We start from the raw sequence: 17808 nt of genomic DNA, 5'->3' as shown, positions 1-17808 counted from the left end.
CGAGCACAAACCGTGGTGAATTCCGGCAACTCCTCGACCGACAGCCCGAGTTTCTCCACGATATCAGGCATTTCACGGAGGATATCGAGGAGTCGGCGGTACGGAAGGTCGAGGTATTCGCGAAGTCCGTGGAGAGTGATGATCATCCAGTCTGCGTAGCCACCTTCCCCTTTCTTGACAGGCTGATTTCCGTCACTCCCGACAGCTTTTTGAGACAAAGCCACACATCGGTCGGTGAAGCGGGTGAGTTTCGAAGGCACATCGAACTCTGCTCGCTTCACTTCCTCGAAATCACGCCGTTCAGGCAATATTCTTAGCGTCTAAACACGGCTCGCGCCCTATATTCAGCACGGCACAAACAAACTATCAGCGACTGATGATTCCAACAGAGCCGAATGTGACCAACCTACTCTTCTGCTTCGTTACTGCCTTTACAGCGACGCTATCCCGCCGCCTTCTGCGGATTCAACAGAGAAGTTCTCTCCCAAGAGACTGGCCAAATGGAATGCCAGCCAGGATATAGAGGTCGGTGTCAAGGGCAGCGTTGATCTCGTCGAAAGCGGCCTGTGCATCGCCTTGGAATGCATGTGAGATCCAAAAGAATACAACAGGGCGACCGTCGAACTGAAGATAGTTGTCTTTATTAAAAAATCCTCTTCGAGATACTGGAAATCAGCAATCAGGTGGCTTCTGGTTGCTTCGGAATCGAGATCATAGCCGTACTGCTCCAGGCGAGTCGTTTCGTAAAGGATAGATAACGAAAGCTCCTCAAATTTCTCAGCTTCGAGGAGTCCGTCAGAGAGGGCGGTATCGGACCCCGACCCCTCACCCCACCAGCTGACCGAAAGCCAGTTGATGCCGTGATTGATGCACCAAGTCATATGCTGGTCGATCACTGACTTATTCTCCGACGCATACTCGCCTAAAACCGGATTGGCCACACAAGAGTTAGTCCAGTTTTCGTCCTCGCGTTAAGTTTGACTTGAATTGTGGTAGACGGCGAAGGCTTCGAGCCAGTTTTGAGCTGTCTCTAGCGCGACATTGCTGAAACTATTCGCAAACGATGATGTTCGTCGTTCTATTTCCCAAAAGACACGTTCGATAGCATTCCGATTTCCATGTTGAATGACTTGAAATCGATAGCCGTCTTCAGCGAGGACTGAGCCGAGATAGTCTGCGTCATCGACGAGAAATTCGACGGTATCGAGCTGATAGCGCCGGTGTAGCTCGGTGAGAAACCATCTCGTTGTCTGTTTATTTGCGGTCGGATAGAGGCTCACGTGGAGGATCTCGTTCGTTTGTGGATCAACCCCACCGTACAGCCAGAACTTCTGGCCGTGTAGGTGGATCATCTTTTCGTCGACCGCGAGTTGATCCTCTGAGACGGTCGAGAGCGGCTGTAGATCGGCTTTATGGACCCAGTTGTGAACAGCGATGTGACTCCGATCGATCCCATATTGTTCAAGAAATTTACTCACCTCTCGAAGTGACATACCAGTCAAATGACAGCGAATCCCCTCTTCAATCGCCCAGCGTGGAGTCCGATCTCGCTCCACAAACGACAAGTCGATCCACGCGATACCTTCGCTGAGGCGTTCGATTTCGGCCATAAGCACTCTGAAGTCGAACGCCTCATCCTCTAACTTTACGCGACCCTCAATTCGTGGCAATCGGTCTTCAAGTATCTTCCGCCACCGACGAGACCCGGTCACCTCGAAGTAGTCGTCGTCGACGAACATTTGTCCGTCCGGACGGGTCGGAATACTAGACCACTTGAGAACGTTCAATAGCGCCTCGTCGAGCTCCGTGACGAGCGTGTCGAGGTCACTCCAGTACAGCGTGTCGTCGTGGATCGAGTGCTGGAAGGAAACGCCAATCTTCGGGTTTTCGAGCGCTGTCCCTTCGACAGCGTCAGGATCTCGCATATAGTAGTGTTTGAACTCCTTCGCTAGCTCGTGACTACCGACTAACTCACGGGCACGACGGGAATCGATAGTCGCGGTATGATAGTAACCAGGACACTCCCTGTCGTCACGGACCGACTTCGTGTACCCCTCGCGGTCACCGGCGAGTAACAAGGATATCTGGTGAAGCGTCCCGTCGTATGCGATGACCTCGCCAGTCTTCCCTTTGAGCACCCTGACGTACAGCTCCGCGTCAATGATATTCGACGAACTATGGATCCGATCCTCGTCGAAGTCGGCCGGGTAGATGGGGGTGGGACTGTTGAACCGGAATCCTTGACGCGTTGCGAGCGCATCGAGCGACTTCCGGAGCACTGTTGGGTACTGTTCGAAATCCCAGTAAGAGCCCTCAACCTCGACGTTGTACCCTTCCAAACCGATGTCAGACATCGATTTGTTGCCTTCTTTCGTCTCGATGTCCGGCCAGCGAGGGGATATACGAAAGTAGGCACGCTTCCGCGCTTCCGACTTAGCTGTACCCCACGAATCGTAGCCCTTCGGATACACGTATACAAGATACTCTCTTACCTCTTCGAGTTGGAAATTCTCGGCGTCACGCGGGGCAAGCCCAGAAGATTTGAATCCGGACTCAACGTTCCACTCGGTCCCGTCGATTTCGGTCGTCGTCTTCAGTCGCCCGTGCTGCTCGAAGTCATGCTCTCCCTGGAGGGAGCGTAGGCCGAAGTACGACCGGAGCGGGTTAGCGAGGTCCTCACAGTTCCATTTGAGATAAGCGTGGAACTCGTGAGGCTGTGGGTCGATGAACGTACGGGCGAAGTGCTCATCGTCAGAGTCGGCTTCCTCGCTGGCCTCGTCAGTGTCGGTCGTGTTCGACTTACTCTGTTCTTCGAGACGCTTCTCAGCGCGCTGGTACGCCTCACACGTTTTGAGATGGTGGACCGGATCATCGTCCCGGGTGTGCGTCTCGCGACAGTATCGACACTGTGAGACTGCTTCAGTGTCGCATCTGCCCTCGTGCCTCACCGCGATACGGTGTTGTTTGAATTTACACCGACAGAATCGACATCTAGCGATGTATCGGGGGTCAACGGTTCGTCGCCGTGGCTCCGTGGATGTGGTTGAGCTGACTGTCGTATCCGTATCTGCCCGGAGTGCGTCCGCTTCCGTTTGCTCGACTGATGTTTCGATAGAGTCCGTCTGGTCGTCAGTGACTGCCTCGGCCTCGTCGAGCTGCCCGAAGAAGTCGTCCGGGTCGGTCACTGCGACCACCCCCAAATGGAAGCCAACAGAGGACGGAGCGGTCGCTCAGGGTCGAAAAAGAATTTAAAGGAGTGTAGATGTTCGTTACTCGTTTCCGAACATCTGGCGCATCATCGGATGCATTTCCATCAGCTGCTCCTCGGCGATCTCCTCGTACAGCTTATACGTGATCGAGACCGCGAGCAGCAGTCCGGTCCCGGAGACCTGCCCGATGGTGCCGAGCAGGTTCGCCATCACGGCGAGGAACCCGACGAGGGCGCCCCCGATCACGGTCACCTGCGGGATGTACCGCTCCATCACCTTCTCGACGACCTGCGGGTTGCGCCGGAAGCCCGGGATCTGCATCCCGGAGTTCTGGATCTGCTTCGCGGTCGCCTCCGGGCCCATCCCGGTCGTCTCGACCCAGAAGATGGCGAATATCGCGCCGCCGACGATCATGAACGTGAGGTCGATCGCGAGCCGGAGCGCGATCATCCACGGTTCGCCGGTCGCCGTCCCGCGGAACCACATCCACTGCTGCGGCTGCTGGATGGGGTTCAGGTAATAGAACAGCCCGGACGTGGGCTGCCCCTGATCGCCGTACACACCGAGCCACACCGGCATCCCCGCCCACTGCGAGGAGAGGAGTTGCCCGACGAACTGGATGTTCGCCTGCAGCGCGCGGACGAGGATCATCGGCAGCACGGACGCGTAGATGAGCTTCACCGGGAAGCGGCCGCGAGCGCCCTTCACGCGGGCGTGCGACAGCGGGATCTCGACGCGGACCGACTCCGCGTACACGACGATCCCGAAGATGAACACCGTCGTGAACAGCGCGAGGATGTTCCCCGGCTCGAACAGCAGCGACTCGAGCCCGGCCGACGTGAACGGCGACCCCAGCTGGGTGCCGCCCGTCGCGATCGCGAACCAGTTCGCGAAGAAGCCTCGCGCGCCGAGCGCGGAGAAGCTGAAGAAGCCGCCGACGATCTGTTGGCTCACCGCCGCGATGATGAACAGCCCGACGCCGGAGCCGACGCCCCACTTGCTCACGATCTCGTCCATGAACAGGAGGAGGACGCCGCCGACGAAGATCTGCGCGAAGATCAGCGACTTAACGCCGAACGTCCCGATGCCGAGCGCCTGTCCGACGGCCGGATCCGCGGGCAGGAACTGCCCCGTGAACACCATCGGCGCGGCCGTCAGCGCCGTCACGATGATCACCAGCAGTTTCTGGAGGCCTTGGTACAGGACCTGGTCTCGCGGGTCGTCGGTGTCGAGGCCGAGCAGGTTCGCACCGCCCAACAGCTGGAGGACGATGGACGCCGTGACGATCGGTCCGATACCGACCTGCAACAGCGAGCCGGACGAGCCGGCGAGCACCGACCGGAACTGCCCGAAGAAGTCGGACCCCTGACCGACGGCCAACCCGAACGGGTTGATGTTGGTCAGGAAGAAGTAGACGACCAGGATGCCGGCCGTCCACGTGAGCTTCCGTCTGAACGGGACGTGACCCGCCGGTCGCTCCACGACGGGCATCCGAGAGAGCACCGGTTCGGCGGCCTCCTTCCAGCTCATGATTACGCCTCGTCAGTCTCGTCGTCTGAAGTGTTTTCTGATTCGGCAGCGGCTTCCTCGGCGCGCTCGGAGAGCGTCGCCTCGCCGCCAGCCTCCTCGATCAGTTCGACCGCACCGGCGGTGAACGCGTCGGCGGTGACGTGGAGCTCGCGGCGGACCTGTCCGCCGCCGAGCACCTTCACGACGTCGGCGTCGTAGCCGTCGTCGACGACGTCGCGCGCGTCGATGACGTACGCGTCGCCGTCCTCCTCGGCGAGGTCCTCCGCGGCGTACAGCGCCGCGTCCTCGTCGAGCTTCTGGACTTTGACCTCGAGGACTTCCGTCTGCGCGTCCTCGGGGCGTTTGAAGCCGTACTTACCGAGCGGTCCGTAGTTGTGGAACTCGTGTTTCGCGCGGCCGGCCGCGCCGCGGCCGCCGCGGTGACCGGCGCCGCGCCGGTTCTTGTGCGTTCCGCCGCCGTGGGTACGGGACCCGCGCTGTCGACGTTTCTTGCTCGTCATCGCATCGCCTCCAGGAGACCGTCGATCTCCTCGGTCGTGTGTTTCCCGAGCTCGCCGCCCTCGATCACGGGGTGTTTGATCCCCTCGTGACCGCCGCGGGGCGCGTGGAGCCGCAGCGTCGGAGAGAGCCCCTGATCGCGCAGGGTCGTCTCCTCGGCGACGAGCGCCTCGGCCAGCGCCTCCAAGTCGGCGTAGTCGGTGTTGTCGTCGATCCACTCGTCGTCGACGTCGGCCGAGCCCTCGAGGGGCTCGCCGCGCCGGGCGATAGTGGTCGCGACGGCGTCGACGCTCGGTTCCCCGAACGCGACGATGTCGTTCACCTTGGTGATCATCCCGCCGTACGAGTCCGTCTCCGGGACGAACGTCGCGTGGTTGACGCGCCCGATGTTCAGCATGTCGAGCGTGTCCTCGACGCCGTGCTCCAGGTTGACGTCGCCGCGGAGCTGTACGATCGCTTGCATCACTCGCTCACCTCGTCGTAGTGGACCTCGCGGGCGTGCTGCGGAGTGCGGGACTGCGCCGCGTTCTCCAGCGCGTTGAACGTCGCCTTCGCGAGGTTGACGGTCGTGCGGGTGTTGCCGTCGGAGTTCGTCCAGGCGTCCTCGACGCCGGCGAGCTCCAGAATGTTCCGGACCGTCTCCGCGGCCGCAAGGCCCAGCCCCTGCGGGGCGGGCTTGATCTCGACGGTGACGGAGCCGGCCTTACCCTTCGCCGTTCGGGTCAGGGAGTTCGTGCCGCCGGGCTGGTCCTCCCAGGACCCGGAGCCGCGGTCCACCTGGATGATGTTCAGCTTCGCGACGTCGATCGCCTTCTGGATGGCGCCGCCGACCTGGTCGTCCCGGGCCTGCGCGTAGCCGAGGTAGCCGTCGCGGTTGCCCACGGCGACCACGCAGCGGAACTTCACGCGGCGGCCGGAGTCGGTCATGCGCTGGACCATGTTGATGTCCAGCACCTCGTCTTCCAGCCCCGGGAGGAGTTGGTCGACGATCTCGGCCTCCTTCATCGGGAGGCCGGAGTCGAGCGCCTGTTCCATCGACGAGATGTCGCCGTTCTGTACCTTGCGGCCGAGTCGCGTCCGCGGTTCCCAGCCGTCGTTGTGTCTACTCATGGTCCTCCTGGATTGTCGCGAGCACGTCGTCGAAGTGCTCGGGTAAGTCGGCCGCGTCGAACTCGCCGCTGTACAGCGGCTCGTCGAGCTGGTCGTCGTACGCGGCGATGTGCTCGCCTCGCGTACGCGACCAGTCGGCCAGCACGCCGTCGTTGTGCGGGATCTCGAGGCCGGCGTCGATCGCTCCTTCCTGTACTGCGAACGTCTTGTTGCCGGGCGTCGCCGTGTTGAGCCCGATGTCGAGGACGGCCTCGTCGAGGCCGGCGTCGACTGCGCGAGCGCCCGCGAGGTACCCGGTGAGGTACGCGCTGGGAAGGTTGCCCGTGGGGGCGTCCCAGCCGTACTCCGCGAGGTCCTCGCTGGAGGCGGCCGCGTGGGTCTCGTCGCCGTCGGATCCGGGAGTCACCAGCTGCGCCCTGACGTGAGCGTTGCTCACCCGGGCGACCAGGCGAGGCTTGCCCGATTTCAGCAGGCGCAACCTCTGATGGTAATCCGTCCGGACCTCGCGGCGGCGCCGCATCGGCACCTTGTATCGTGGTCCTGTCGCCATTACTCTGTCACCTCGTAGCCGTACTGCGTCTGGATGTACGCCTCCAGTCGGGCGACGTCCTCGAACTCGCCACCGCTCGCCTTGTTGTAGAGCGTGCGGTACTCCGTGGCGTCGAGGACGTCCTCGTCGTCGCGGAGCTCCTTCAGGCGGGTCCGCATCGCGCGGATCCGCGCCTTCCAGTCGTCTTTCGTGTTCTGTCGCGCGCCGGCTTTCCCCTTCCGGGTACCGGCGCCGGACTTGTGTCCGTACGAGCGCTTCGCGGCGCGCTCGCGGGCCTGTCCGCGGGAGTTCGTTTTCGCGTCCTTCGCGCGGATCGTGCCCTGCTCGATGAGTTCGCGGACGTCCTCTCGCGTGATGGCGTCCTCGATCTCCTCCTGTGCCTCGGGGTCGAGCCAGACGCGGCCCTTGCCGACGTCCAGCTCGTCCGCTGCGAGCCGTTTCTGCGCTTTCAGGTCACTCATCGCCGACCTCCACTTCGACGTAGGTCGGGTTCAGCACGCGGATCTCGCGTTCCTCCGCCTCGTCTTCGATCAGTTCGCGCTTGCGACCGCCGACCTTCGAGGCGATCCGCACCGCCTGCGTGTCGCCGTCGACGCCTTCGAGATCGTCCGTGTTGTGCACGCGGACCTCCTCGAAGCCGCTCGGGTGCAGGTCGCGCGACGCCTTCGGCGACCGGAACCCAGCCTCGACGACGGGGCCCTTCGCCTTCATGCGCCGGCGCTGCTTGGAGAGCCCGCCGCGCGGCTTGCGCCACGACGTCGGGATCCGCTTTTTCTTGTGGTAGTCCTGCCGGTTGAACTGCGGTTTCCCCTCGCGGTGCTTCTGCGCGAGCGCGCGAGCGGTCTCGTCGTCCAGCTCCGGCGTCTTCTCGGCGTGACCGCGGGGGCGAAGCTCCGTCTCGACGTCCTCGTCGGCGGCGGCCTCGTCGGCCTCCTCCTCGTCCGTCTCGTCTTCGATCTCCGCGTCCGCCTCCTCGTCGACCTCCAGCCCGCCGACGTCGGCCTTGATACGCGCTGCGAGCGCGTTGCCGACGCCGTCGACCTCGGAGAGCTCCGACTGGGAGGCGGCCTTCACGTCCTCGACCGTCTCGTAGCCGGCCTCGCGAAGGGCGTCCGCCTTCGAGGGACCGACACCGCTGATGTCTTCCAGTTCTTCGGCCATTGGTTAGGCACCTCCGGTGGGCTTCTCGACGATGTACACGCCGTCCTGGAAGACGCGCGTGTCCTTGTCGGTCACCTTCGTCAGCTGTTCGATGTCGGCGGCGGTCTGCCCGACGGCCTCCTTGTCGGAGCCCGAGAGCGTGACCGTCTCGCCGTCGACCTGTACGTCCGTGTCCCCGCGGACCGGGGTGCGTCGCTGTGCTCGCTCGCCGAGGAAGTTCTCGATGACGACCTCGTCGCCCTCCACGGTCACCTGCATCGGGAAGTGGGCGTAGTACACTTCCATCGTGTACTCCCATCCCTCGGTGACGCCGTGGATCATGTTGGCGACGTGGCTCTCGAATGTGCCGACCGTGGCGTTCGTCTTCGCGTCCTCGTTCTCGGAGGCGATCGCGACGGCACCGTCCTCGACCGTGACCTCGACGTCGGGGTACCAGAGGCGTCGCGTGACGCTCCCGTTGGGACCCTCGACGGTGAGTTCGAGGTGGTCGGTCTCGGCGGAGACGTCGTCCGGAATTTCGATTTCGACTCTGTTCATTGTTAGTAGACGTATGCGATCACTTGGCCGCCGATGCCCTCTTCGCGGGCCTCGTAGTGGCTCATGACGCCGTGGCTCGTCGTGACGATGAGCGTCCCGTAGTCACGGGCGGGGAGGTACCGCTTCTCCCACTTCTCGAACTCGTCTGCGCCCGCGGAGTAGCGGGGCTTGACGGCGCCACACTCGTTGATCGCGCCTTTCAGTTCGACCTCGAACTTCCCGGCTTTCCCGTCGTCGACGTACTCGAAGCCGTCGACGTACCCGCGGTCGTAGAGGACCTCGAGGACGGAGCCGATGATGTTTGAGGCGGGCTCAACCGTGTACGACAGGTGGCCAACGCTCTCGGCGTTGTCCATGCCGGCGAGCGCGTTGGTGAATGGATCGTTTCCTGTCATGATCAGCTGTACTTCTCGAATCCCATGTCTCGGGCGACCTCGCGGAAACACTGCCGGCAGAGGTTGATGTCGTACTTGCCGACAAGCCCCTGCTCGCGGTCGCACCGCCGGCAGGTGTGCCGGGAGCCGGTGCGCTTCGCCGCGTGTTCGCCCGTGTCGTTGTTCGCTTCGCTCATTCCGTTACCTCTACGTTGAAGTTGGTCTCGAGGAACGCGGCCGCGTCCTCGACGGTCATCCGGTGTTTCGCGGGGATCGACGCCGTCGCCTTGTCCCGCTTCGACACGCGGTAGCCGGGCCGGACGATCGTCGTCGTCACGTCGAGCCCGTAGATGCCGATGTTGGGGTTGTACTCCTGGCTCGGGAAGTCGGTGTGGTCCTCGACCCCGAAGCTCAGGTTGCCCGTGTCGTCGAACTGACTCCGCGAGACGTCGACGACGTCGAGCGCGGTTGCGAGGAACTCGTGTGCGTCCTCGCCCCGCAGCGTCACCTTGACGCCGATCGGGTCGCCCTTGCGGATCCCGAACTCGGCTATGGTGCGCTTCGAGGTGGTCCGGACCGACTGCTGCTCCGTGATCTCCTCGATGATCTCCTCGGCGTCGGCGAGGGGTTCACCGCCCTGCCCGACGCCCATGTGGACGACGACCTTCTCGAGATACGGCTCGCGCATCTCGTGAGGGGCGCTCTCGGCTTCACTCATCCGAATCACCCGCCTCGTCGGCGTCGTCGCCGGTGAAGTTCTCGTCGATGACGACGAGGTACTCCTCGACCGTCTCGTAGCCGTCGTCGTCGTCGCCGACGAACACGGTGTTCGAGCCCGAGCCGAGCGTCACGTCGATGGCGTCGACCTCGCCGATCCGCCCGGCGTGCTGGCCGGCAACGGCGGTGACGAGGGCGCCCTCTTCGTACTCGAAGTGGGCGACGACCTCCTTGGTCTCGTTGTCGACGACGATCGAGTCCTTGGTGTCGTACGGTGTGTCCGCGTCGACGCGCACGTTCGTTCCGTCGTGGAGCGTCAACTGGACGGCGCCGCCGGGGACGACCGACTTGTTCGTGATCTTCCCGAGCCGGCTGCCCGCGGCCTCCTCGTCGACGGGGGTCAGCGCGAGCCGACCGCCCTCGTCGGGGAAGACGCGGAAGAACTCCCCGCGCTCGGGGAACGCCAGGATGTCGAACATCCCGATCGGACGCTGCTCGTCCGAGATTGCGTCGCCGTTGACGAGGACCGAGTCGTTGTTCAGCGCGTAGCGCGCCTCCTTCGTCGAGTCGACGTAACCGAGCACGTCCCGCAGCAGGACGACGAGCGGAACGCCCGCCTCACCGTGCGGGCCGGCGCCGGCCTTGACGGTGAATGTGTTCGTCTTTCGCTCGACCGGCCAGGAGTTCGGTACTGCCAGTCGCTTCTGATGTCGCGTCATTCGTTATCCTCCTGGAGCCGCGCCTCCCGGCGTTCGTCTTCCAGGTCCAGATCGGTCACCCGGACGTTGCTCGCCGGGATCGGACGGGGAACTTCCTCCCCGTCCGCCTTCTCGACGGTGACGTCCTCGACGGTGATCCGTTCCGCGGACAGGTCGACGGCGACGACTTCCGCCTCCGTCCCGGCCGCGTCGCCGCGAAGCACCTCGACGGTGTCGCCGGCGTTGACGCGGACGTTGCGCTGTCCGTACTCCTCGCGGAGCTCCTCCGTGAGGGTGGCTCGGACCTGGTTCTGCCGCTCGTGGAGCGGCGCGGTCTCCGACCGTTTTCGCTGTTTGCGTGGCTGTTTCGTCATGGTTAGACGATCATCGTCGCGGTCGAGGCGATGCTTCCGAATCGTTCGGCGACCTCGCGGGCGACGGGGCCCTTGATCTCGGTGCCCCGCGGCTCCTCGAGGTCGTCGATGATGACGGCCGCGTTGTCCTCGAACTTCACGCGGGTCCCGCTCGGACGGCGGATCGGCTTGCGCTGGCGGACGACGACCGCCTCCAGCACCTGCCGCCGCATCTCCGGGGTCCCTTTGGTGACCGAGACGGTCACCTTGTCGCCGATACCTGCCTTCGGGTGGCGGTTCTTCGTGCCGGAGTAGCCGGCGACGGAGATCACCTTCAGCTCACGCGCGCCGGTGTTGTCGGCGCACGTGATGAGCGAGCCCTTCGAGAGCCCCTGCGTGACGTCGGCCTTTAGCGCCTCCATCACTGATCACCCGACAGGTTCTCGACGACGACGTGGGACTTCGTCTTCGAGAGCGGTCGCGTTTCCGCGATCTTCACTTCGTCACCGACTTCGAGCGAGTCGAGCACGCCCGGCACGTGGGCCGGGATGCGCGAGCGACGCTTCATGTACCGATCGTATTTCGGTACGAACACGTCGTATTCTCGCTCGACGATGACGGTCTTTTCCATATCCGTCGACACGACCGTTCCCTCGCGGGTCTGGCCGCGGACGGAGAGCTGCCCGTGGAACGGGCACTTCTCGTAGTCGTAATCCTCCGGGTTGTCTGGCTCCGGAGGCGTGGGTACGTCGATTCCTATCGCCATTGTGTGACACCTCGTTCGGTGCGTTCGGCGGGTCGATGCCGCAACCGATCGCCATCCACCGTTACGTAGACCGCGTCTTTGCACTCGCCGCGGTGGCTCGCCGGACCCGCGTCGTCACCGGTGACGACGCTTGCGGACCCGGACGGGCCAGACTGACGGGGGCGGACCCCCGTAGTATCCGACCCGAGTTGGGACGCGGACCCCGACGACTGCGCGTCGCCGGCGGCTTCATCTGTGCGGACGGTCGGGACATCGACGACCGCGAACTCCAGCGTCGCGCCCGACTTGGGCACGCGCTTGTCCCCCGACGGCGTTCGGACCACGATGGTGCCGAACGTCTCGGACAGCACGCGGCCGGCGATGCCCGCGTGGGCGTCGCTGGCGGCGTCGGCCACCCGAACCGGGAGGCCGACGAGCTCGTGCCGGACGAGTGTGTCGGGGGATATCATCTTATTCGTCGTCGAAGTCGCCTTCTTCCTGCTGGATCGTCTTGATCCGCGCAATCGTCTTCTTCAGCTCCTTCACGCGGCCTGGACTCTCCGGCATGCCGCCGGCGGCGCGCTGGGCCTTCGAGTTGAGCAGCTCGGTCTCGAGCTCCTCGAGCTCGACCTGCCGCTCGGCCGCCGTCATGTCGCGGATCTCGTCTGTGTAGAGGATCGCCATTTACTCGTCCTCCTCTTCGTCGTCAGCGGCTTCCATCTCCGCGACGAGGTCCGCCGCCTCCGATTCGATCTCCTCGTCGAGCTCGTCGATGTCGTCCGCGTCGGCGTCGCCGACCGGCTCCTCGGGGGCGACATCGGTCGCCTCCGCGGCCGTGTCTTGCGTCTCCTCGACGACCTCCTCGACGACCTCCTCGTCGATGACGTCGGTGGGGTCGTCGTCGGGCACCTCGACGTCGTCGTCGGCGCCGACGTCCGGCACCTCCTCTGGCTCCTCTTCGAGGAGCGCTTCGACGCCTTCGTCGTCGCCCGCGGCGGCCTGCTCGACCTCCGGGACCTCGGCGTCCTCGCGGATATCGAAGTCGTCCGGGAGCTTCGCGCCCGGCGGGATGATCTTCACGTTGACGCCGATCGTCCCGAGCTTCATCACCGCGACGCCCTGGCCGTGGTCGACGACCTCCTCCGCGGGCTCGCCGTTGTGCTTGATGTAGCCGCGGTTGAACTTCTCGACGCGCGAACGCGCGCCGGTGACCTTCCCGGACAGGACGATTTCGGCGCCCAGCGCGCCGGCGTCCATGATCCGGTCGATCGTCGTGTGACCGGCCTTCCGGAAGTACCAGCCGCGTTCGAGAGCGTTCGCGAGACGGTCCGCGACGATCTGGGCGTTCAGGTCGGGCTCGTCGACCTCCTGAACGTCGATCTGCGGGTCGTCCATGTCGAAGCGGTCCTCGAGCTCGGTGGTGATCTTGCGGATGTTCTTCCCGCCTTTCCCGATCACCATGCCGGGCTTTTCGGCCTTCAGCACGATCTGCGTGCCCATCGGCGTCTTGGCGACGTCCATGCCGCCGTAGCCGGCTCGGCCGAGCTCGTCCGCGAAGAACTCGTTGATCTGTGAACGGCGCAGGCCGTCCTCGATGAATTGGTGTTCGTCAGCCATTATTCGTCGGCCTCCGGGTCCTCGATGATGAGTTCGACGTCGGCGAGCGTGGTGTTCCACTGGGTGGCGCCCGCGGCTCGCGGGTTCCGCCCGGGTCGCTCACCGACCTTGTGGGGGGCGACGTGTTTGATGACCATCTCGTCGCCGTCGAATCCCTGTTCTGTCGCGTTGTTCTTGACGTTCTCCAGGAGCTTGAGGAAGTCCTTGGCGGCCTTCTCGGGGTAGCGGCCCGCGTCCCAGCCGTCGATGTCGGAGCGGTGGCCCGCGCCGGCGTTGTGCTGGCGCATCGGCACCGAGGTCTCCTCGTCGATGACTTCCTGGAGGAACTCCTCGGCGTCGGCGACGGTCTCGCCTTTGATCTCCCGGGAGATCTCCTTGCTGTCCTTCACGCTGATGGGCCGGTCGCGGAGCATCCCCTTGGCGGTGGTCTCCGGGTCGGCCTCGACGCTGTAGTTGATTCCCATGGGTTACTTGAGCGGCACGAACTTCGAGGACCGGGTCGCGCCGATGCCGGCCTGACCGTGTTCGACGGTGCTTCGCGTGAGGTGGAACTCGCCCAGGTAGTGTCCGATCATCTGGGGTTCGACCTGCACGCGCTCGAAGCTGTGTCCGTTGTACACGGAGAAGGTGACGCCGACGAACTCCGGAAGGATCGGCATGTCGCGCAGATGCGTCCGGATCGGATCGTCCGCCGTCGTCTCCTTGTCGCGGGTTCGGGCCTTCTCCAGCAGCTTCTGCTGTTCGGTGCCGAGGCCGCGAACGATGCTTCGCCGCTGGCGTGCGGGGAGCAGTTCCGCGACGTCTTCGACGTCCATCTCCTGCAGCTCGTCGAGCGAGTGACCGCGGTAGGCGAACTCCTTGCCCTCGCGGCCGGTTCGGTAGTTGGAACTCATTTGTTGCCACCTCGTCCGGTGCGCTTGGATGCGATGTCACCCACTTTGCGTCCCGGCGGGGCGTCCCGCGAGACGGACTTCGGCTGTCCGGGGTGTTGGCGACCGCCCCCGCCGAAGGGGTGGTCGACGGCGTTCATCGCGACGCCGCGCACGCGCGGGTATTTCGTCCCGCGCGCCTTCATCTTGTGGTACTTGTTGCCGGCCTTGACGAAGGGCTTCTCCGTCCGGCCGCCGCCCGCGACCACGCCGATCGTGGCGCGGCACTGCGGGTCGAGCCGCTTCACTTCCCCGCTGGGGAGCTGGACGACCGCGATGTCGCGGTCGTGGGTGAGGAGCGTCGCGGACACGCCGGAGGCGCGCGCGAACTTCCCGCCGTCCCCGCGGTTGCTCTCGACGTTACAGACCGGAACGCCCTCGGGGATTTCGGCCAGCGGGAGCGTGTTCCCGGGCTTGATCTCCGCGCTCACGCCGACCTGAATCGTCTCGCCCACGCGCACGCCTTCCGGCGCGAGCACGAGCCGACGGTCGTCGTCCTCGAACTCGATCTCCGCGAGCGGAGCCGAGCGGGCCGGGTCGTGTTCGATCCCGACGATCTCGCCGGTGATCGTGTCCACGTCTTCGAGCTTCTTGTGCGACAGTTCCGCCTTATAGCGGTGGGAGGGGGCCCGGAACGTCGGGCCGCCGCGTCCACGCCGCTGTCCTTGGATTCGTCGTCCCATATCAGAACACCCCGATGCGCGAGGCGATTTCGGTCGCGTCGTCGTCCTCGGAGAGCGTGACCGTCGCCTTCTTCTTCCCCTTCGAGGTCACCTGCGTGTTCACGTCGGTGACGGTGACGTCGTAGCGGTCTTGGACCTCCTCGCGGACCTCGGGCTTCGTCGCGTCGATGTCGACGAGGAACAGCAGCTTGTTCTTGAAGTCCATCTCGTTCATCGCCTGCTCGGTGACGAGCGGGTGCTCGATGATGGAGTTCATCGGTCTGCCACCTCCTCGATCGCGCTCTCGGTCCACAGCGTGAGTCGTCCCGGGTGTCCGCCCGGCGCGAGGTCCTCAGCGTTGACCTCGCCCGCGGTCGCGACGTCGACGCCCGAGAGATTCCGGGCGGCGCGGGACGGCTCCTCGCTGGTGACGACGAGGACGGATTTGGGTTGGCTGTACTTGCGACCGCGGGTCTTCCCGCGGCCGGACCGCACGGAGCGGCCCTCCTCGGCGCGCTCGATGTCGGCGTCGGCGCCGACGGCCTCCAGCACGCCCAGGGCCTCCTGGGTCTTCTGTAAGTCCTCGAACTCGTCGGAGACGACGAGCGGGAGCGCCAGGTCGTCGTCGAACGCGTGACCGCGCTCGGCGACGAGCTCGGCGTCGGTGGTGGCCGCGACGGCCGACCGGATCGCGAGCTGTCGCTCCTTGTCGTTCAGTTTCTTCGTCTGGTCCTTCTCGGCCTTCGGCGGGTGCGCGGCGCGGCCCGAGACGGCGCTCGGGACGCGGCGGGCGACGTTCTCGGAGCGCGGGATGTGCGCGAGCCCGCGCCCGGAGCCGAACGACTCCGCGGGGGTTCGCAGCCCGGCGAACTCGTCGGCACCGTAGGCCTGCTTCCGGTTAGCCTGTGCGGCGGAGACCGCTCGACCGATGAGGTCCGGTCGGAACGCGGTCTCGAAGATCGCCGGCAGCTCGACGCTGCCCGCGTCCCCGCCGTCCAGGTCGTGTACTGTTGCGTTCATGTATTATCCCTGGTTGGATGCGGTGGATACGTACCGGACCTCGGGGTCGAGGCGCGGCTGGTCGTTCGGCCGGATGGCCGGGCGGAACCGAAGCAGGCGCTGGTCCGGACCGGGCAGCGAGCCCTTGATGAGCGCGTACTCGCCGTCGACCTCGCCGTAGTTGACGAAGCCGCCGTCGACGGAGGCGTCGTCGCCCTCGCCGAAGTCGATGAGGCGCTTGTTGAGCTCGGTGCGCTGGTGGTAGCCGGTCTGCCCCTGCTGGGGAACGGTGGAGCGAACGCGGGAGGGGTTCCACGGACCGAGGTTACCGATCCGGCGCCGCCATCCCTGGCGGGCGTGTTTGCCCTTCCGCTTCTGCACGCCCCAGCGCTTGACGGGACCCTGCGTCCCCTTCCCCTTCGTGATGCCCGAGACGTCGGTGTACTGACCGGCGCGGAAGACGTCGCCGAACTCGTGGGCGCCGCCCTCCCCGACGAGGTCGAGCCCGAACTCGACGCGCTCCTCGAGGGAGCCGCCGCCGACTCGGGTCTCCATGACGTCGGGCTTCTTCTTGGGGATGTTCGCGAGCTCCGAGGGGACGGTGTGAGTGATGACGCGGACGTCGTCGACGACGCCGTCGTCGAGCAACGCGCGAAGCTCCTCTGCGTCCTCCTCGAAGGTGTTCTCCGCCGGGAGGTCGAGCGCGCGATCGAGCTCCTCGTGGAACTCGGTCGCCCAGACCTCTTCGACCGGCTTCTTTCCGTACGCCGTCTGTTCGTAGGCGCGCAGGGCCACCGCGTACATCGGCGGCGTCTCGACGACGGTGACGGGAACGGACTCTTCCATTCCCTCACGCGGCGAGTTGGCCTCGTCGTTGACCATAACGACGTGCGTCATTCCGGCCTTGTAGCCGGCGAACCCCTGCAGTGCGGGGGCTCCGTCGTCGTCGGGCCACGAGCGAATACGCGGGACCTCTCGGTCGGCGCGGGTCCGTGGGCCGTAACCCAGCGAGCCTTTTCTCGGTCGGTTTGGTTGTGCCATGTGTTTACTCCGTGAGTGTGAGCGAGCCGAGAGTCACGAACAGAGCCTCCTCCGTTCGGACGACCTCGCTGCTCTGTGCCGGGATCGTATTCAGCCAGAGGTCGAACCCCGGATCGGGTTCGACCGGACGGCCGTCGGCGACGGCCGCCCGAATGTCGTCGGGCGAAAGCCCGAGCATCTCCGGAAGCCCCCGCTCGGGCGCGCCGAAGGCGACGGCGTAGCCGCCGGCCTCCCGCGCGTCCGAGACGATGCCGCCGAGCCGCGAGACGGAGAGTTCCTCCCCGTGTCGCGACGTCGCGACGGCCAGTCCGTCGCCGGCGAGCGCTTCCGACAGGTCCGCGTTCACGACCTGGAAGCCCGCCTCGGGCTTCCCGGTGATGCGGGCGCGGACCGGTTCTCTCGAAGAGACCCTGATGGTGACGCGCTCCCCCTGCTCGACCTCCATTCCGGAGGGGACGAGCAGGGAGATCGGGTGTTCCCGCAGCGGGGAATTGACCCGGACGCGGCCTTCAGGTCCGACCTCGGTCACGAGTCCCTGTGTTTTCGACTCTTCCCCGCTAGGGGTCGAGCCGGTCCGCCACGGCACGCGGAGCGGCGGGAGCACGCCGGCGTACCGGAGTTCGTCGCGCTCCCCCCAGAGGTCCTTCCGGAGCTCCGGAGGGGTCGCGGCGTACCCCAGCACAGTCCGAACGTACTCGCCGCCCCGTCGCCGCTCGCCTTCCGCGTCTGGGAAGACGACCAGTCGATCCGCCCGGAACACCGCCGCCGCGCGGGCGACGTAACCGAGTTTGCGAGTCGCCTCGCGGTCGTCCTCGGCCTCCCGGACGACCGAAGACGGAATACAGATCGTGAGTCCGTCTTCGGTACGCATCGTGGCGAGACTGTACCCCTCGATTTCGGACGGCACCGTAAAAGGATAGCGGTCCCGTTTCCGGGCTGTGCCGCGTTCACACGGGGTCTGACGGGCGTTTCGACCCGTCGGATCGAGAGAGTCTATCACACGGATCGGGTCGAACCGAGATCGCTCAAGACGATCCGAGGCCGCCCGAAACGATCCGAGGCCGCCCGAAACGATCCG

Annotated in this window: 27 protein-coding genes and 1 pseudogene; all 28 read right to left on the bottom strand. The window is 64.9% G+C overall.

Annotated features, from left to right (window positions below):
- Positions 1 to 260 (bottom strand): annotated as a pseudogene (locus DJ74_RS04695) (IS5/IS1182 family transposase); the annotation flags it as partial.
- Between the two features lie 171 nt (positions 261 to 431).
- Complete coding sequence (locus tag DJ74_RS04690) at positions 432 to 941, bottom strand: hypothetical protein (protein ID WP_141212671.1); 510 nt, start codon at positions 939 to 941, stop codon at positions 432 to 434.
- 30 nt (positions 942 to 971) lie between these two features.
- Positions 972 to 1610: an IS6 family transposase gene (locus tag DJ74_RS04685; protein ID WP_094526508.1), complete on the bottom strand. Its 639-nt coding sequence runs from the start codon at positions 1608 to 1610 to the stop codon at positions 972 to 974.
- A gap of 1659 nt (positions 1611 to 3269) precedes the next feature.
- Complete coding sequence (gene secY / locus DJ74_RS04680; protein WP_094526506.1) at positions 3270 to 4739, bottom strand: preprotein translocase subunit SecY; 1470 nt, start codon at positions 4737 to 4739, stop codon at positions 3270 to 3272.
- Positions 4740 to 4741: 2 nt separating this feature from the next.
- Positions 4742 to 5239 (bottom strand): uL15m family ribosomal protein, encoded by a 498-nt coding sequence (locus DJ74_RS04675; RefSeq protein ID WP_094521942.1) that lies wholly within the window; start codon positions 5237 to 5239, stop codon positions 4742 to 4744.
- Positions 5236 to 5700 (bottom strand): 50S ribosomal protein L30, encoded by a 465-nt coding sequence (locus tag DJ74_RS04670; RefSeq protein WP_094521941.1) that lies wholly within the window; start codon positions 5698 to 5700, stop codon positions 5236 to 5238. Before DJ74_RS04670 ends, DJ74_RS04675 begins: the two co-directional genes overlap by 4 nt.
- Positions 5700 to 6347, bottom strand: coding sequence for a 30S ribosomal protein S5 (locus DJ74_RS04665; RefSeq protein WP_094521940.1), 648 nt, complete (start codon positions 6345 to 6347; stop codon positions 5700 to 5702). Before DJ74_RS04665 ends, DJ74_RS04670 begins: the two co-directional genes overlap by 1 nt.
- Positions 6340 to 6897, bottom strand: a complete 558-nt coding sequence (locus tag DJ74_RS04660) for a 50S ribosomal protein L18 (RefSeq protein ID WP_094526505.1) — start codon at positions 6895 to 6897, stop codon at positions 6340 to 6342. Before DJ74_RS04660 ends, DJ74_RS04665 begins: the two co-directional genes overlap by 8 nt.
- Positions 6897 to 7358, bottom strand: a complete 462-nt coding sequence (locus tag DJ74_RS04655) for a 50S ribosomal protein L19e (protein WP_094521938.1) — start codon at positions 7356 to 7358, stop codon at positions 6897 to 6899. Before DJ74_RS04655 ends, DJ74_RS04660 begins: the two co-directional genes overlap by 1 nt.
- Positions 7351 to 8058, bottom strand: a complete 708-nt coding sequence (locus tag DJ74_RS04650) for a 50S ribosomal protein L32e (protein ID WP_094526504.1) — start codon at positions 8056 to 8058, stop codon at positions 7351 to 7353. The genes DJ74_RS04655 and DJ74_RS04650 overlap by 8 nt, the downstream gene beginning before the upstream one ends.
- 3 nt (positions 8059 to 8061) lie before the next feature.
- Complete coding sequence (locus tag DJ74_RS04645; RefSeq protein ID WP_094526503.1) at positions 8062 to 8595, bottom strand: 50S ribosomal protein L6; 534 nt, start codon at positions 8593 to 8595, stop codon at positions 8062 to 8064.
- 2 nt (positions 8596 to 8597) lie between these two features.
- Positions 8598 to 8990 carry a 30S ribosomal protein S8 gene (locus DJ74_RS04640; protein ID WP_004047215.1) on the bottom strand — a complete coding sequence of 131 codons (393 nt, stop codon included), beginning with the start codon at positions 8988 to 8990 and terminating at the stop codon, positions 8598 to 8600.
- Between the two features lie 2 nt (positions 8991 to 8992).
- Positions 8993 to 9166 carry a 30S ribosomal protein S14 gene (locus tag DJ74_RS04635; RefSeq protein WP_094521935.1) on the bottom strand — a complete coding sequence of 58 codons (174 nt, stop codon included), beginning with the start codon at positions 9164 to 9166 and terminating at the stop codon, positions 8993 to 8995.
- Positions 9163 to 9687, bottom strand: coding sequence for a 50S ribosomal protein L5 (locus tag DJ74_RS04630; protein WP_094526502.1), 525 nt, complete (start codon positions 9685 to 9687; stop codon positions 9163 to 9165). The genes DJ74_RS04635 and DJ74_RS04630 overlap by 4 nt, the downstream gene beginning before the upstream one ends.
- Positions 9680 to 10405: a 30S ribosomal protein S4e gene (locus DJ74_RS04625; protein ID WP_094521933.1), complete on the bottom strand. Its 726-nt coding sequence runs from the start codon at positions 10403 to 10405 to the stop codon at positions 9680 to 9682. The genes DJ74_RS04630 and DJ74_RS04625 overlap by 8 nt, the downstream gene beginning before the upstream one ends.
- Positions 10402 to 10758, bottom strand: a complete 357-nt coding sequence (gene rplX / locus DJ74_RS04620; RefSeq protein ID WP_094521932.1) for a 50S ribosomal protein L24 — start codon at positions 10756 to 10758, stop codon at positions 10402 to 10404. Before rplX ends, DJ74_RS04625 begins: the two co-directional genes overlap by 4 nt.
- A 2-nt stretch (positions 10759 to 10760) precedes the next feature.
- The gene (locus DJ74_RS04615) at positions 10761 to 11159 is read right to left on the bottom strand and encodes a 50S ribosomal protein L14 (protein ID WP_094521931.1); all 399 of its coding nucleotides are present in this window, start codon (positions 11157 to 11159) and stop codon (positions 10761 to 10763) included.
- Positions 11159 to 11503 (bottom strand): 30S ribosomal protein S17, encoded by a 345-nt coding sequence (locus tag DJ74_RS04610; protein ID WP_094521930.1) that lies wholly within the window; start codon positions 11501 to 11503, stop codon positions 11159 to 11161. The genes DJ74_RS04615 and DJ74_RS04610 overlap by 1 nt, the downstream gene beginning before the upstream one ends.
- The gene (locus tag DJ74_RS04605; protein ID WP_094521929.1) at positions 11494 to 11952 is read right to left on the bottom strand and encodes a ribonuclease P protein component 1; all 459 of its coding nucleotides are present in this window, start codon (positions 11950 to 11952) and stop codon (positions 11494 to 11496) included. Before DJ74_RS04605 ends, DJ74_RS04610 begins: the two co-directional genes overlap by 10 nt.
- 1 nt (position 11953) lies before the next feature.
- Complete coding sequence (rpmC, locus tag DJ74_RS04600) at positions 11954 to 12166, bottom strand: 50S ribosomal protein L29 (RefSeq protein WP_094521928.1); 213 nt, start codon at positions 12164 to 12166, stop codon at positions 11954 to 11956.
- Entirely contained in the window at positions 12167 to 13099 is a 933-nt protein-coding gene (locus DJ74_RS04595; RefSeq protein WP_094521927.1) for a 30S ribosomal protein S3, read from the bottom strand. It lies immediately after the preceding gene.
- Positions 13099 to 13563: a 50S ribosomal protein L22 gene (locus DJ74_RS04590; protein WP_094521926.1), complete on the bottom strand. Its 465-nt coding sequence runs from the start codon at positions 13561 to 13563 to the stop codon at positions 13099 to 13101. The genes DJ74_RS04595 and DJ74_RS04590 overlap by 1 nt, the downstream gene beginning before the upstream one ends.
- Before the next feature lie 3 nt (positions 13564 to 13566).
- Positions 13567 to 13992 (bottom strand): 30S ribosomal protein S19, encoded by a 426-nt coding sequence (locus DJ74_RS04585; RefSeq protein ID WP_094521925.1) that lies wholly within the window; start codon positions 13990 to 13992, stop codon positions 13567 to 13569.
- Positions 13989 to 14711 carry a 50S ribosomal protein L2 gene (locus DJ74_RS04580; protein WP_094526501.1) on the bottom strand — a complete coding sequence of 241 codons (723 nt, stop codon included), beginning with the start codon at positions 14709 to 14711 and terminating at the stop codon, positions 13989 to 13991. The genes DJ74_RS04585 and DJ74_RS04580 overlap by 4 nt, the downstream gene beginning before the upstream one ends.
- 1 nt (position 14712) lies before the next feature.
- Positions 14713 to 14967 (bottom strand): 50S ribosomal protein L23, encoded by a 255-nt coding sequence (locus DJ74_RS04575; RefSeq protein ID WP_094521924.1) that lies wholly within the window; start codon positions 14965 to 14967, stop codon positions 14713 to 14715.
- Positions 14964 to 15710: a 50S ribosomal protein L4 gene (gene rpl4p, locus DJ74_RS04570; protein ID WP_094521923.1), complete on the bottom strand. Its 747-nt coding sequence runs from the start codon at positions 15708 to 15710 to the stop codon at positions 14964 to 14966. Before rpl4p ends, DJ74_RS04575 begins: the two co-directional genes overlap by 4 nt.
- A gap of 3 nt (positions 15711 to 15713) precedes the next feature.
- Complete coding sequence (locus tag DJ74_RS04565) at positions 15714 to 16730, bottom strand: 50S ribosomal protein L3 (RefSeq protein ID WP_094521922.1); 1017 nt, start codon at positions 16728 to 16730, stop codon at positions 15714 to 15716.
- Positions 16731 to 16734: 4 nt separating this feature from the next.
- Complete coding sequence (locus DJ74_RS04560; RefSeq protein WP_094521988.1) at positions 16735 to 17601, bottom strand: putative RNA uridine N3 methyltransferase; 867 nt, start codon at positions 17599 to 17601, stop codon at positions 16735 to 16737.
- Positions 17602 to 17808 lie beyond the last annotated feature (207 nt).

It is taken from the genome of Halorubrum sp. Ea8, assembly GCF_002252925.1.
GTDB lineage: Archaea > Halobacteriota > Halobacteria > Halobacteriales > Haloferacaceae > Halorubrum.
This window is presented reverse-complemented; position numbering and strand designations above follow the sequence as displayed.